Source organism: Gallibacterium melopsittaci (assembly GCF_042433085.1).
Taxonomy (GTDB): domain Bacteria; phylum Pseudomonadota; class Gammaproteobacteria; order Enterobacterales; family Pasteurellaceae; genus Gallibacterium; species Gallibacterium melopsittaci.
Genome location: NZ_JBHLWA010000017.1, coordinates 31,870 through 47,047, shown reverse-complemented (window position 1 = coordinate 47,047; position 15,178 = coordinate 31,870). Strand labels below are relative to the sequence as shown.

Genomic DNA, 15,178 nt, shown 5'->3' with positions numbered 1-15,178 from the left:
GTGGTCGTACAGTAGGTGCTGGCGTGGTAGCAAGCATTATCAAGTAATTGATAAGAAACTGAAAAGAGAAAAGGACCCGTCTATTTAGGCGGGTCTTATTTTTATTGTCGAAAAAATTTATTATTGATGATGAGTAATCATAGTAATGATTTTTTAGTAGTTAATACTTCTTTCATCCTAATGTTTTACTTTAATTCCAATGAAGCTTAATTCACAACAACAACAAGCAGTTACAACAATTGATTCACCGTGTTTAGTATTAGCAGGAGCTGGTTCAGGAAAAACACGTGTGATTATTAATAAAATTGCTTATCTCATTGAGCAATGTGGTTATTCACCAAAACATATTGCGGCAGTGACTTTTACTAACAAAGCCGCTCGAGAAATGCGAGAACGTGTTGCTCATTCTATTGGTAGTCAAAAGAGTAAAGGTTTAATCGTTTCAACATTTCACACATTAGGTTTTGATTTAATTAAACGTGAACATAGGGCATTGGGACTTAAAGCTAGTATTACATTATTTGATGAACATGATCAGAAAGCGTTATTAAATGAATTAACAGAAACGATTTTTTTAGGCGATAAGGAAAAGATTAATCAGTTAATTAATTATATTTCGATGTGTAAGAATGATCTTATTTTGCCTAAACAAGCGTTGCAGTTAGTAAAAACACCATTAGAGCGTACTTTTGCAGAATGTTATCAATTATATACAGAACAAATGCACGCCTACAATGCATTGGATTTTGATGATTTAATTATGTTGCCAACACTTTTGTTGCGTCATAATCAAGAAATATGTGAGAAATGGCAGAAAAGAATTGATTATTTGCTTGTTGATGAATATCAGGATACCAATACTAGCCAATATGAATTAATAAAGTTATTAGTTGGACAACGAGGAAGATTAACCGTAGTTGGGGACGATGATCAATCTATTTATTCTTGGCGAGGCGCAAAACCAGAAAATATTAGTCGTTTACGAGATGATTTCCCTAATTTGTCGGTAATTAAGCTGGAACAAAATTATCGTTCAACGCAACGAATTTTACATTGTGCCAATATTTTAATTGATAATAATGATCATGTTTTTGAGAAAAAATTATTTTCGCAATTAGGACAAGGTGAACCGCTGCAGGTTATTGAAGCAAAGAATGAAGAGCATGAAGCTGAACGAATTGTTGCAGAATTAATTACACATCGTTTTTTGCGTAAAACGGCTTATCGTGATTATGCAATTTTATATCGAGGTAATCATCAATCTCGATTGTTAGAAAAAGTATTAATGCAAAATCGTATTCCGTATAAGATTTCAGGTGGAACATCACTTTTTTCACGGATGGAAATTAAGGATGTGATGGCTTATTTACGCTTGTTAGTTAATCAGGATGATGATTCTGCTTTTATTCGTATTGTGAATACACCGAGACGTGAGATAGGAACTGCTACATTAGAGAAATTGGGAACATTAGCCAAAGAGAAACACTGTTCTTTATTTGAAGCGATTTTTGATTTTGAATTGTTACAACGAATTACACCTAAGGCATATACTGCATTGCAGACATTTGCAGATTGGATTGTGAAACTATCTGATCAAGTAGAGCATAGTGATCCCCAACAAGCAATCCGAGAAATGTTTGTACATTTGCAGTATGAAACTTATTTATATGAGCAAGCAAATAATCCTAAAGCAGCAGAAATTCAGAGCAAAAATGTCGCAATGTTATTGCAATGGGTTCATGATATGTTAGAGGGAGATGAATTTAATCCACCAATGACATTAGCCCAAGTTGTATTGCGCTTAACGTTGCGTGATATGTTAGAGCGTAATGAAAATGAAGAAAGTGGTGATGAAGTACAACTAATGACATTGCATGCATCTAAAGGATTAGAGTTTCCTTATGTCTATTTAATTGGAATGGAAGAAGGAATTTTACCGCATCAAAATTCAATTGATGATGACAATATCGAAGAAGAACGCCGTCTGGCTTATGTTGGTATTACTCGAGCACAAAAAGAATTAACTTTTTCTCGTTGCAAAACACGCCGCCAAATGGGGGAAATAATTCATACTGAACCAAGTCGTTTTTTATTAGAGTTACCGCAAGATGATTTATTGTGGGAAAAAGATAAAGTCCCATTAACTGAACAGCAAAAACAACAACAGCGACAAGCTGGCTTTGCGAATTTAAAGGCATTATTAATGGATAAGTAAAAAGAGAATACGAGAGAATATAAGGTTAGATTGGTTATAAAGTAGATATTTTGATGATAATCCATTCAATCAAACTCAAAAACTGTTTTTTTCATAAAAAAGCGTTGACTTATTCTCTAAAATCCATATTATAGCGTCTCAACCGAACGAGGTGAGATGGCCGAGAGGCTGAAGGCACACCCCTGCTAAGGGTGCATAGGGCTTAAAACTCTATCGAGGGTTCGAATCCCTCTCTCACCGCCATTTATTCGACGCATCCGTAGCTCAGCTGGATAGAGTACTCGGCTACGAACCGAGCGGCCAGAGGTTCGAATCCTCTCGGATGCGCCATTTACTTATTACTCTAGAGTAAATTATCGAATAGATGTAAGGTTGGTTAAAAATCCTTTTTTCAGCGCATCCGTAGCTCAGCTGGATAGAGTACTCGGCTACGAACCGAGCGGTCAGAGGTTCGAATCCTCTCGGATGCGCCATTTCAAATCAATTACTTCTTTTTCTCCCTATTTAAGTTTTAATAATTTGCCATTTGCCATTTGCCATTTGCCATTTGCCATTTGCCATTTGCCATTTGCCATTTGCCATTTGCCATTTGCCATTTATTATTTTTTTACTAATTGTTATTGACATTAATTCTTATTTGCCATAACTTACTCAACCGATATGAGATTTATTTTTATTTATATTCTGATATGGGGTAATCTATGCTTAACTTTAAAAAGGTTGCGTTAGCAACAATCATTTCATCTACTGTTCTTTTTTCTAATACTCTCCTTGCTGCACCAGTTGATTTATCTAAAGAAACTAAACAATATCAAGAATTTGTTGTTGAACAAATTGATGAGCTTGTTAAAGGGACAACTCAATTTGTCGCAGATTTAAAAGCTGGAAAATTAGCAGAGGCAAAAAAAGCATATCCATTAATCAGAATGTATTATGAACGTTCAGAACCTATAGCTGAAAGTTTTGGTGATTTAGATCCTCGTATTGATGCGCGCGAAGCGGATTTAGAGAAAGATCAAATTTGGACAGGTTTCCATAAAATCGAAAAAATCTTATGGACAGAAAATACCACTAAAGGCACGGAAGAGATTGCCGATCAGTTACTTAATGATGTGAAAGAATTACGTGCTAAAGTACCAACCGTAGAGGTTACCGGTGATTTAATGGTACAAGGTGCGGTAGATTTATTAAATGAAGTTTCTACTAGTAAAATTACAGGTGAAGAAGAGATTTTCTCGCGTACAGACCTTTATGACTTTAAAGCCAATGTGGAAGGTGCAGAAAAAATTTATCAAATCCTGAAGCCAAGATTGGAAAAGAAAGATGCTAAGTTAGTGAAAGAGTTAGATAAGCAATTTGCTAATGTGAATAGCTTATTAGATAAATACAAAGTAGGACAACACGACTACAAAGCTTATACAGAACTTTCAAAAGAAGATACTCGTATTTTAGGTGAAGCGGTAAATAAATTAGGTGAACCACTTGCACAAATGGGTATTATCCTAGATGAAGCAAACTAATTTTAATCATCACTAATTATTAACCACTGTTTTTCGGAACAGTGGTTTTTCCGTTTTGGGGGATATATAAAAATGAAACATATTGAAGAAAAACATACTATGAATAATGCACGACGTCAATTTTTAAAAAAATCAGGACTAATGATTGGAAGTGGAGTTGCAGGCTTAAGTCTAACGGTACAAGCAACATCAGAAGTAAATAAAGTAGGAGATAAGCATTGTCTATCTGATGTGCAATATCCATTTTATGGTGAACATCAACAAGGCATTCTTACACCACAACAAACTTATGTTTATTTCTTAGTTTTAGATTTAGCAACGCATAATTTAACTGAAGTGAGAGAAATGTTTAAAACGTGGACGGCATATTCTGCACGTTTAACACAAGGTAAAAATGTTCAAGATTATTCTAAAAATCATTTTGTTCCACCAACCGATACAGGCGAAGCAGATGATCTATCCGCATATGGTTTGACCTTAACGTTTGGTATTTCACCAACATTCTTACAAAAATTAGGGCTACAAGATAAAACACCAAAAGAATTTACTGACTTACCATTATTCCCACGTGATCAATTAAAAGCAGAATTTACGGGTGGTGATATTTGTATTCAAGCGTGTGCCAATGATGCACAAGTTGCGTTTCATGCGGTGCGTCAATTAGTTCGAGTAGCACGCTCCAATATCACGATGAAATGGAGTCAATCAGGCTTTATTTCTGCGGATAAACCAACAGATACACCAAGAAATCTATTTGGTTTCAAAGATGGGACAGCTAATGCTAATACACTAACAGATACAGCAAAACATGTCTGGATCGATCAGCCAACGTGGTTAAAAGGCGGTAGTTATTTGATTGTGCGTAAAATTGTGATGCATTTAGAGACGTGGGATCGCACCAGTTATAAAGAGCAAGAACGTACATTTGGTCGCCATCGAGATACAGGTGCACCGATTGGGGAAAAAGAGGAGTTTGCCCCATTAGATTTAGCGAAGAAAAATCATCATGGCAAACCAATGATTCCAGAAGATTCACATTCGGTGTTAGCACATAAAACAGGAAAACAGATCTTGCGTCGTGCATATTCTTATTCCGATGGTATCAACCCTCGCACAGGACAATTTGACAGTGGGTTACTGTTTATTTGTTACCAAAAAGATCCAGAACAGTTTATTACGATTCAAAATGCGTTAGGCAATGTAGATCGTTTAAATGAATATATTACCCATATTGGGAGTGGATTATTTGCCTGTTTCCCAGGTGTGAAAGAAGGTGAATTTATCGGTCAAGCATTATTAGGAGCATAAGATGAGAAAGCAGTTTTTCTCGGCTTATAAACTAGGATTACAAGGATTAATCTGCTGCTTTCTGCTATTTGTTATGGCGGCAATGGCAGACACCAAATTTAATTTAAGTCCACTGTTTATTCAGCTTTCTGATGCGATGAGTGCAGTGAAGGAGAGTAATCCTGAACAAGCGAAACAAGATATTGAGCAAATTAAACAGCAATTTTTGGCTATTCCTGAACATACCTCACCAGCAGGACAAGTGGTTTTAGAAAAACTAACTGATGCACTGGAAACGACAAAAATAGAACAGCTTAATGCACTGTCTTCGGCGATGTTAGCGTTTGATAAGGAACAACATCCATTAGATGTGAACGAACAAAAGCAACGTTTTAAAAAGCGCATTGTGCCAGCGTTCACACATTGGCAAACAATCGTTGCGGAAAATAAAGCACAACCAGATATTACGATACTAAAACAGCAATATCGTTTATTTAATGGTATTTGGACGAAGAATGAACGTTTAGTGCGTGATGTGGATATGAGCTATTACGGCAAAATTGAAACATCATTAGCATTATTGCGGGTAGCGATTGAAACTGAACCCTTAGATTATCAACGTGTAGAACAACATACGCAAAAAATTGCTGATCAATTTACTGATTTTCTTTCAGGAAAAACAACAGAAGCAGTGACGAGCAATTATCAATTAAGTGATGGTATAACGCTTTTACAAGAGGGATTACAGGCTTTCCAACAGCAAGATAATGCAACTGCTCAAACAAAACTTACGACCTTTATTGAAATCTGGCCAAGTATTGAAGGAGAAGTGAGTACCAGAAATGGTTCACTTTATACCCGAGTTGAAAGTGAAATTCCTGTAATTTTAGCGAAAGGACAAGAAGTTAAGTATCAAGCTAATTTGCAGCAAATTATCGATCAATTAGCACTGATTAATCCAGCAGCAAGCTATACGGCATTAGATGCGATGCTGATTTTATTGCGTGAGGGACTAGAGGCATTATTGGTCGTGATGGCATTAGTGAGTGCATTACGGGTAGCGAATCGCCCTCAAGGTTATAAGTGGGTGAGTGGTGGCGTCGTAGCAGGATTGCTCCTCAGTTTAGTAGCAGCTTTTGCTTTACAGCGTTTATTCCCAACAACCAGTTCAGGAACGAATCGAGAAATTATTGAGGGTGGCGTAGGGATTGTTGCTGTACTTATGATCTTAACCATAGGTGCTTGGTTACACAGTAAATCTTCCTTAAAAGCGTGGCAGGCTTATATTAAAAAACATATGAGTAAAGCCTTAACCACAGGCAGTTTTATCTCTTTGTTTGCGTTAAGTTTCTTGTCTGTTTTTCGTGAGGGAGCGGAAACAATCCTATTTTATGTCGGAATTTTGCCAAATATTAGTACCGAATCTTTTGCCTTAGGAGTGGGAATTGCCGTTGTTATTTTGGCCATTTTAGCGGTAATTATTTTAAAAACTTCGGTGAAATTACCTGTGCCGACGATGTTTAAGATTTTAACTGTCGTGTTATACGTTTTAGGCTTTAAGATTCTTGGTGTCAGTGTTCATGCCCTACAATTAACTAAGATCTTGCCAACCACGATTCTTGATGGCTTGCCAAATGTAGAGTGGTTAGGTTTTTATGCAACGTTAGAAACGGTCATTGCTCAATTTGTTTATATTGGGGTAATTTTATTGTTGCAGAGATGGTTACAGCATCGACACGAGGTGATAACAGCATAAACATAATATATAAGGGAGCTTTGTTAGCTCCCTTTGCTTTAGGTCATTCACATATTCGTTTACAATGTTGCGTGTTGCTCTAAAGGTAAGGAAAAATTATGTTTACGGTCTATTACGCAAATCAGTTGGAATATCAAAAACAGTTATTAATTCATTTATTAGAAGTACAACCATTACCCGATCCTTTTGCTAGCAACATTATTTTAGTCCAAAGCCCAGGCATGGCACAGTGGCTACAAATTCAATTAGCCGACCATTTTGGCATTGCGGCAAATTTTTCCTTTCCAATGCCATCAAGTTTTATTTGGTCATTGTATAAAGAGAGTATTCCGACTGTAGGTGAACAAAATTTATTTAGCAAAGAGGCGTTAGTTTGGCGCTTAATGCGTATTTTACCCACTTTATTAGATTTGCCTGCCTTTAAAAGTTTGCGTGATTACTTAAGCGATAATTTTTCTCAATTAAAACTGTTTCAATTAGCGGAAAAAATAGCCGATCTGTTTGACCAATATTTAGTATATCGACCTGATTGGATCAACCAATGGGAAGCAGGCGAAGCTACGCCATTACAGCAAAAAATAGTCGAACAAATTGCAGTTCGCTATCAACCAATTTTATCCACCATTATGCAAGATTTAGCTTGGCAAGCGATTTTATGGCAGAAATTGGTAGAAGATATTGAGCAGAGTAGTGAGAGTGAAATGGTTTGGCACCGTGCAAATTTATATCAAACCTATTTGCAGCAGTTGTCAGAAGGGTTTCGCCCGAAACATTTACCAAAACGTATTTGTGTTTTTGGTATTTCAGCGCTTCCTCCAATGTTCTTAACGTTATTGAAAGCATTAAGCGACTATACCGATATTCATCTCTTTTTTAATAGCCCTAGTCGTTATTATTGGGGAGATATTATTGATCATCGTTATATAGAAAAGTTAAAAATCAAACAATTAAAGCAAGCCGATATAGAACAAAAGATAATAAAAACAATCTATGATGAATCACTGACGATTGGGCATCCCTTATTATCTGCTTGGGGAAAACTTGGTCGAGATTTTTTATATTCATTAACTCAGTTAGAACCACAAGAAGTGGAACTCTATCTTGCACCTGAGGGCAATGGATTGTTGCAACAATTACAACGAGAAATTTTAGAATTAAATTATACAGATTCAAATTCTCTACATTATCAACTAGGCGATAACTCCTTAAGTTTTCATGCTTGTCATAGCCCAATGCGTGAAGTAGAAGTTTTGCATGATAATTTATTAGCCATGTTTGCGGAAGATCCGAATTTAACACCAAAGGATGTCGTGGTGATGGTGGCGGATATTGATCGTTATACACCCTATATCCAAGCTGTCTTTTCTCAATATCACCAAACCGATAAACGCCATATTCCGTTTGCAATTTCTGACCGTAAAATCACCGAAAGTGATGTAGTTATTGCCACCTTTTTGCAGTTTTTTACCTTAAAAGAGTCGTTATTTTCTGTGGAAAATGTGTTGTCATTATTGGATGTAGAATGTATTCGTCAACGTTTTTCATTGGAAATAGAAGAGCTAGACACGCTGCGGGAATGGGTAGCACAAGCTGGAGTGCGTTATGGTTTAGTTAAATATGATGGAGAAGTTCCTAACTATAATGCATGGCAAAATGGCATTGAACGCTTGTTATTAGGTTATGCGTTAAAAAATGAAGCTGGCGTATGGCAGGATACTGTTGGGTTTGATTATAGTAATGGCTTACGTGCAAAGATAGCAGGTAAATTAGCGAATTTTATTGAGGCTTTAGAAACGTGGTATCAACAGTTACATCAAACATTATCGATTGAACAATGGCGAACTGTTATTTTGTTATGTATTGAAACATTCTTTGCAACAGCAGAGAATCGAGTTGTGGCATTGCTAAAACAAACGGTTCATCAGATATTAGATTCTGCATTACAAAGTGGCTATCAAGATCTGTTAGATGCGGACATCATTAGTGAGTTGCTCAAAACAAAATTAAATGAACAAGAAAATAGTGTGCATTTTTTGATGGGACAACTCAATTTCTGCACGTTACTACCAATGCGAGCAATCCCTTTCAAAGTTATCTGTTTGTTAGGGATGAACGAGGGCGATTTTCCTCGCCAGCTATCGAGTAACAGTTTTGATGTGATGCAGTATCAACCACAAAAAGGTGATCGTGTTCGGCGGGAAGATGATAGTTATCTCTTTCTTGAAGCATTATTATCGGCAAGAGAGAAACTTTATATCAGCTATGTAGGCTATTCCGTAATAGATAATACTGCTTATGAACCATCGGTATTGGTGGGGCAACTATTAGATTACTTACAACAGCATCTGGGACAACCAGAAGATCTAGAGCAACTAAAATTTTCTTATCCAGCGACTATTTTTAGTGCTAATAACTTTACTACACCACACTTTTCATATGCACAAGAATGGGCAGAAGTGGCAAAAGCACAAAATTCTCTAAAACAGCAGACATCTTTTATTGCTCCATTACATAATCAGATAACAAATGAATCAATAAAAACGATTGAGTTAGAACAGTTAATCCAGTTTGTTATTGATCCACAAAGGTACTTCTTTGAAAAAAGATTAGGTGTTTATCTTAATCAATCGTATGAAAATTTAGCTGAAAGTGAAAATTTTTCGTTGGATCAATTATCTCAATATCGTTTAAAGGAACGTTTATTGCAGCAGGATTTAACTCAATGGAATGGTGAATTTGAAAAAGCAAAACGAGAGGGAATGTTACCAAGAGGTGGATTTACTTTCTTACAACAAGATGAATTAGAACAGAGCTGTTCTGTATTATGGCAATCCATTGAGAAATATCGTGCTATCCCAGCAACTTCCTATAAAATTGAGCATTTTTTTACGTTTGCACAACAAAAAATAGTATTACAAGGGCAGATTGACCAACTTTACCAACAACAATATGTTGCTTGGCGAGTTGGGAAAATTAGATCAAAAGAACAGATTCGTATATGGATTTACCACTTATTGTTATCAATGGAAGGAACAATATCCCCTTCGCTTTATTTTGGATTAGAGAATGGTGAAGTGAGTTCATTTGTATTAACGCCAGTATCTCCAGAGCAAGCATCAGAACAATTACAGATTTATATCCGAGATTATCTTGCAGCCGAGCAACAAATTTGTTTAGTTCCAACATATGATTTAGCAACACTGCAAAAATTGTTCAGTGAAGAGAATTATCAGATTGAAACCCTGCTTGAGGAATTGGCTAAAGTTGATCAATACAATCAACGTCCATATTGGGAACGACTATTAGTACAAACTTCTGAGTTAGATTATGTCGCGATTAAAGCACAGTTTGAATGTTGGTTTAATCAATTATTTGCTCATATTGATGCAGAATAAGAGGATAAGAAAGCCCTATGGAGAACATAGGGCTTTAGCTAGTTAGTTAAGAGGGTATTAACCCACTACCACGATACGTTTCATATCTTTCATATAGCCACGAAGTTTTTGACCCACTTTTTCAATTGGGTGGTTACGAATGGCATCATTAATATCACGTAAGGTAATGTTATCAATTTCCACAGTAGGAGCAGCTTCGCCTAAATCACCTTTTTGTAATTGTGGTACAAGTTTTTCACGCATAATTGGTGTTGCCACATTAGCAAAGAGATAGTTTCCGTACTCAGCGGTATCTGAAATCACCACATTCATTTCGTATAAACGTTTACGAGCGATAGTATTGGCGATTAACGGTAATTCATGGAGTGATTCATAATAAGCAGATTCTTCAATAATACCGCTGGAAACCATAGTATCAAATGCAAGTTCTACCCCTGCTTTCACCATAGCAATCATTAACACGCCATTATCAAAGTATTCTTGTTCTTTGATTTTGCCTTCATATTTAGGCGCATTTTCAAAGGCAGTTTTACCTGTTTCTTCACGCCAAGTCAGTAAGTTTTTATCACCGTTTGCCCAGTCGGCCATCATAGTTGCAGAGAATTCACCACTAATAATATCATCCATATGTTTTTGGAATAGTGTAGTTAACATGCCTTTGATCTGTTCAGAAAGTTCAAATGCACGTAATTTTGCACTATTAGAAAGGCGATCCATCATGAGAGTGATACCACCTAATTTCAATGCTTCAGTGATCGTTTCCCAACCGTATTGCACTAATTGTGCGGCATACGCAGGATCTTTTCCATCAGCAACCAATTTGTCATAACAAATTAATGAACCTGCTTGTAACATTCCACATAGGATAGTTTGTTCACCCATTAAATCGGATTTCACTTCAGCCACAAATGAAGATTCAAGTACACCAGCACGATGACCACCAGTCGCTGCAGCCCAGGCTTTAGCGATTGCCATACCTTCACCTTTTGGATCGTTTTCAGGGTGAACAGCGATTAATGTTGGTACCCCAAAGCCACGTTTATATTCTTCACGCACTTCGGTACCTGGACATTTTGGTGCCACCATAACGACGGTAATATCTGGACGAATTTGTTCGCCTACTTCGACAATGTTTAAACCATGTGAATAACCTAATGCAGCACCTTGTTTCATTAATGGCATGACTGCTTTTACAACGCTGCTGTGTTGTTTATCTGGAGTAAGGTTAATCACTAAATCTGCTTGTGGAATGAGATCTTCATAGCTACCTACGACAAAACCATTTTCTGAAGCACGTTGGAAAGAGGCTCGTTTTTCTGCAATCGCTTCTTTACGCAATGCGTAACTGACATCTAAGCCAGAATCACGCATATTTAACCCTTGGTTTAAACCTTGTGCCCCACAACCTACAATCACCACTTTTTTGCCTTTTAAAAAGTTTGCTTCATCTGCAAATTCGCTGCGATCCATAAAACGGCAACGACCTAATTGATCTAATTTTTGACGTAAGTTTAAGGTATTGAAATAGTTAGCCATAAATACTCCTATGAGTTGTTATCAATGAATTGTGTTTACTAAATTGTGATAATGTGAGTATAAGACTTTTTTTTATTGCGTAAATTGATATTATTGAAATTCATACTTGCATAATATGCAATATTTTTAACAAATTCTCTTTTTGGCAGGTAATAATGGATTTCCAACAACTAAAATTATTTTTACACCTTTGTGAAAGTAAAAATTTTGCGAGAACAGCGGCATTAAATCATCTTAGTCCTTCCACGCTTTCTCGTCAGATTCAACGACTAGAAGAAGAAATGGAAACCATATTATTTTGGCGAGATAACCGTTCAGTTGAATTAACCCCGGCAGGGGAACAATTTTATCAGTTTGCTGAGAAAACATTACAGGAATGGCGGTTGTTACAGCAACAATTACAACCTAATACCATGGATTTAGTTGGGGAGATTCGTCTGTTTTGTTCGGTAACAGCAAGTTATAGCCATTTACCAGAGATTTTAGCCACATTTAGACAGAAATATCCAAAAGTAGAAATTCAACTAAAAACAGGCGATCCCGCATTAGCCGTACAACAAGTACAAAGTCGGCAAGTGGATCTTGCGATTGCAGGTGAACCTGAACAATTACCAGAAAATGTCATTTTTCATCAGATTGATAGCTTGCCATTCTCATTAATTGCACCAAAAGTGGCGTGTGTTGCCAACCAGTTATTACAGCAACAACCGATTAATTGGCAAGAGATCCCGTTTATCGTCCCAGTGGAAGGTCCTGCTCGCCAAAAAATTGGGCAATGGTTTGCTCAAAAAGGCATTAAGCACCCTAAAATTTATGCCACGGTAGCAGGACATGAAGGCATTGTACCGATGGTAGCAATGGGTTTTGGATTAGCCTTATTGCCAGATGTTGTGATTGCACATAATCCTATGAATACACAAATTACCTATTTAAATATCCAACCTAGTATAGATTCCTTATCTTTAGGTGTTTGTGTTCATCAAAAGAATTTACATAATCCAATAGTGAATGCATTTTGGCAGAGTTTGGTACGATAAAGGTATCTAGTTACTTTCATACAAGAAGTGGACTTTCGATATGTATTCACAATCCTAACTATTGGTACATTTATCTTCTCTATCCCTTTTATACAGGGCAATGTTTTTCAACATATATGGATATCATTACCCTCGTGAGGGTGATGTAGTCTTAATCCCTTTTATACAGGGCAATGTTTTTCAACAACAATTTAAAGTCATAGAAGCCTTATTAAAAAAGGTCTTAATCCCTTTTATACAGGGCAATGTTTTTCAACGAACAACCGAGTAACGATAAAGCAGAAGTAGGAAAAGTCTTAATCCCTTTTATACAGGGCAATGTTTTTCAACACTACCTACGCTGAAACTCACGGACAAGTTTATATGTCTTAATCCCTTTTATACAGGGCAATGTTTTTCAACATCAGTACAAGATCGATGGAAATTTTCAGGTCTGTCTTAATCCCTTTTATACAGGGCAATGTTTTTCAACGGGATCCGTAGCCTCTAAAGGCTACGCCTATGTGGGTCTTAATCCCTTTTATACAGGGCAATGTTTTTCAACTAGTAGAAGCTGGTAGTAGTTATGCTAGTGAATGGGTCTTAATCCCTTTTATACAGGGCAATGTTTTTCAACGAAAGGCTTCGTAGAGGAGTACGTACCAGCCGTGAGTCTTAATCCCTTTTATACAGGGCAATGTTTTTCAACAGTACTCCAAATGCGATTAATGCAGAAAGTGTAGTCTTAATCCCTTTTATACAGGGCAATGTTTTTCAACGCAAGACGTGATCTACTGTTTAAAATATGGTGCGTCTTAATCCCTTTTATACAGGGCAATGTTTTTCAACAAACCAATATTTTCCACCTTGGATGAATTGTTAGGTCTTAATCCCTTTTATACAGGGCAATGTTTTTCAACTCGTTATCGTCGTACGTAACACCCGTTACGTCATTGGTCTTAATCCCTTTTATACAGGGCAATGTTTTTCAACCCAGCCACAAAAGACGTGTGGAACGACGTCTATTGTCTTAATCCCTTTTATACAGGGCAATGTTTTTCAACATACCACGTTCTTTAAAATTTAGCTTTTACTGAGTCTTAATCCCTTTTATACAGGGCAATGTTTTTCAACTTTTGAGTTCCCCGATGAAGCCCAAGCAGTGAGGGGTCTTAATCCCTTTTATACAGGGCAATGTTTTTCAACCAATTATCAAAAGACCTCAACAAATTTGCGGTAGTCTTAATCCCTTTTATACAGGGCAATGTTTTTCAACTGGAAGTTATATGGAAGGATGGAGAGAGAAAAGAAAGTCTTAATCCCTTTTATACAGGGCAATGTTTTTCAACTTAGCAACCGCTTTTGTCTTTGGATTAACAGTCTTAATCCCTTTTATACAGGGCAATGTTTTTCAACACACAATTTACTTAACTCTAATAAGGAGAAACAGTCTTAATCCCTTTTATACAGGGCAATGTTTTTCAACTCTACTAACGCTATGGTAGAAGCTGGTTCTTCCTGTCTTAATCCCTTTTATACAGGGCAATGTTTTTCAACATAGTAATAAATTAGCTTTAGCAATTATTAGTGATGTCTTAATCCCTTTTATACAGGGCAATGTTTTTCAACGAATACATTTTTTCAAGAAGATGTAATTTTCCAACCGTCTTAATCCCTTTTATACAGGGCAATGTTTTTCAACATCGTAAGCTTGCAAGAACACCAGGTCGTTCAGTAGTCTTAATCCCTTTTATACAGGGCAATGTTTTTCAACCTAGTTAAGATAGAAAAAAGTAACTTTTAATTAAGTCTTAATCCCTTTTATACAGGGCAATGTTTTTCAACTGAGTACTGCGAAAAAGAAAATCAACAATAAAGTCTTAATCCCTTTTATACAGGGCAATGTTTTTCAACATGAAGCGTTTGAGAAGGTCGATCCCGTTGATGTTGTCTTAATCCCTTTTATACAGGGCAATGTTTTTCAACTGTAGGTGTGATTATTTTTCTTTAAAATCAATGGGCTATAAACAATGTTTACAACAAAATTTAAAGTGAACATAGTTAAGTTTTGCTTTGTATAAAAAATAATCAAATAGGTGTTTCTTATCGTATATGAGAACGGTAGTAATTTTAACCCCCTTTTTATAAAGATCAATTAGTTTATTGGATTACTAAAGGATTGTGGTAATACTGTCCAAATAATTCCTTCAGGTAATACACTTTTTCCAAATTGCCATTTTTTGCCATATTTTGGTAATGGATAAACCCTTAAATCATCTTCTTTCTGATTAAAAATTTCTAGAATTTGGTTTATACAAGCGTTTAACTCATTTTGAGTTCCTTCAAATAAAAAAATACTATATTGGATTGGGGTAGCATATTTCACCATTTTTTTATAAATGCGTTGTAAACGTTTTTCATCCGAAATATCGTATCCAATTAAATATTGCATG

General features: G+C 36.3%; 9 protein-coding genes, 3 tRNA genes and 1 CRISPR repeat array. Of the genes, 9 read left to right on the top strand and 3 right to left on the bottom strand.

Annotation, left to right across the window (positions count from 1 at the left end; genetic code table 11):
- Positions 1-199: 199 nt before the first annotated feature.
- The 4 genes from rep (at position 200) to ACFFHT_RS04345 (ending at position 2,688) form a co-directional block, all read left to right on the top strand.
- On the top strand, positions 200-2,215 hold the full coding sequence (rep, locus tag ACFFHT_RS04360) for a DNA helicase Rep (RefSeq protein ID WP_382373816.1): 2,016 nt from the start codon (positions 200-202) through the stop codon (positions 2,213-2,215).
- Between the two features lie 150 nt (positions 2,216-2,365).
- Positions 2,366-2,458: transfer RNA gene (locus ACFFHT_RS04355), tRNA-Ser, on the top strand.
- 10 nt (positions 2,459-2,468) lie between these two features.
- Positions 2,469-2,545: transfer RNA gene (locus ACFFHT_RS04350), tRNA-Arg, on the top strand.
- Positions 2,546-2,611: 66 nt separating this feature from the next.
- Positions 2,612-2,688, top strand: a tRNA-Arg gene (locus ACFFHT_RS04345).
- A 31-nt stretch (positions 2,689-2,719) separates the two neighbouring features.
- On the opposite strand, the gene ACFFHT_RS04340 is transcribed toward ACFFHT_RS04345, so the two are convergent.
- Complete coding sequence (locus ACFFHT_RS04340; RefSeq protein ID WP_382373814.1) at positions 2,720-2,842, bottom strand: hypothetical protein; 123 nt, start codon at positions 2,840-2,842, stop codon at positions 2,720-2,722.
- Positions 2,843-2,916: 74 nt separating this feature from the next.
- Between ACFFHT_RS04340 and efeO the strand changes: the two genes are divergently transcribed.
- The 4 genes from efeO to recC all read left to right on the top strand — a co-directional run bounded on the left by efeO (position 2,917) and on the right by recC (position 10,173).
- Entirely contained in the window at positions 2,917-3,735 is an 819-nt protein-coding gene (gene efeO, locus ACFFHT_RS04335; RefSeq protein WP_382373812.1) for an iron uptake system protein EfeO, read from the top strand.
- Positions 3,736-3,807: 72 nt separating this feature from the next.
- A complete protein-coding gene (gene efeB, locus ACFFHT_RS04330) occupies positions 3,808-5,043 on the top strand; it encodes an iron uptake transporter deferrochelatase/peroxidase subunit (RefSeq protein ID WP_382373810.1) in 1,236 nt (411 codons plus the stop codon).
- 1 nt (position 5,044) lies between these two features.
- The gene (locus tag ACFFHT_RS04325) at positions 5,045-6,778 is read left to right on the top strand and encodes an FTR1 family iron permease (RefSeq protein WP_382373808.1); all 1,734 of its coding nucleotides are present in this window, start codon (positions 5,045-5,047) and stop codon (positions 6,776-6,778) included.
- A 98-nt stretch (positions 6,779-6,876) separates the two neighbouring features.
- A complete protein-coding gene (gene recC / locus ACFFHT_RS04320; protein ID WP_382373806.1) occupies positions 6,877-10,173 on the top strand; it encodes an exodeoxyribonuclease V subunit gamma in 3,297 nt (1,098 codons plus the stop codon).
- A gap of 57 nt (positions 10,174-10,230) precedes the next feature.
- Here recC and ilvC read toward each other — a convergent pair whose 3' ends face one another.
- Positions 10,231-11,709, bottom strand: a complete 1,479-nt coding sequence (gene ilvC / locus ACFFHT_RS04315) for a ketol-acid reductoisomerase (RefSeq protein ID WP_382373804.1) — start codon at positions 11,707-11,709, stop codon at positions 10,231-10,233.
- A gap of 155 nt (positions 11,710-11,864) precedes the next feature.
- Between ilvC and ilvY the strand changes: the two genes are divergently transcribed.
- A complete protein-coding gene (gene ilvY, locus ACFFHT_RS04310) occupies positions 11,865-12,746 on the top strand; it encodes an HTH-type transcriptional activator IlvY (RefSeq protein WP_382373802.1) in 882 nt (293 codons plus the stop codon).
- A gap of 75 nt (positions 12,747-12,821) precedes the next feature.
- Positions 12,822-14,711: a CRISPR direct-repeat array (repeat unit 37 nt; unit sequence GTCTTAATCCCTTTTATACAGGGCAATGTTTTTCAAC).
- 169 nt (positions 14,712-14,880) lie between these two features.
- On the opposite strand, the gene cas2 is transcribed toward ilvY, so the two are convergent.
- Complete coding sequence (gene cas2 / locus ACFFHT_RS04305; RefSeq protein WP_382373800.1) at positions 14,881-15,177, bottom strand: CRISPR-associated endonuclease Cas2; 297 nt, start codon at positions 15,175-15,177, stop codon at positions 14,881-14,883.
- Between the last annotated feature and the right edge of the window lies 1 nt (position 15,178).

What these genes read in the sequence shown, in the direction of transcription:
- rep (WP_382373816.1), top strand. Translation starts at nt 200, where the DNA reads ATGAAGCTTAATTCACAACAACAACAAGCAGTTACAACAATTGATTCA.
- ACFFHT_RS04340 (WP_382373814.1), bottom strand. Translation starts at nt 2,842, where the DNA reads ATGTCAATAACAATTAGTAAAAAAATAATAAATGGCAAATGGCAAATG.
- efeO (WP_382373812.1), top strand. Translation starts at nt 2,917, where the DNA reads ATGCTTAACTTTAAAAAGGTTGCGTTAGCAACAATCATTTCATCTACT.
- efeB (WP_382373810.1), top strand. Translation starts at nt 3,808, where the DNA reads ATGAAACATATTGAAGAAAAACATACTATGAATAATGCACGACGTCAA.
- ACFFHT_RS04325 (WP_382373808.1), top strand. Translation starts at nt 5,045, where the DNA reads ATGAGAAAGCAGTTTTTCTCGGCTTATAAACTAGGATTACAAGGATTA.
- recC (WP_382373806.1), top strand. Translation starts at nt 6,877, where the DNA reads ATGTTTACGGTCTATTACGCAAATCAGTTGGAATATCAAAAACAGTTA.
- ilvC (WP_382373804.1), bottom strand. Translation starts at nt 11,709, where the DNA reads ATGGCTAACTATTTCAATACCTTAAACTTACGTCAAAAATTAGATCAA.
- ilvY (WP_382373802.1), top strand. Translation starts at nt 11,865, where the DNA reads ATGGATTTCCAACAACTAAAATTATTTTTACACCTTTGTGAAAGTAAA.
- cas2 (WP_382373800.1), bottom strand. Translation starts at nt 15,177, where the DNA reads ATGCAATATTTAATTGGATACGATATTTCGGATGAAAAACGTTTACAA.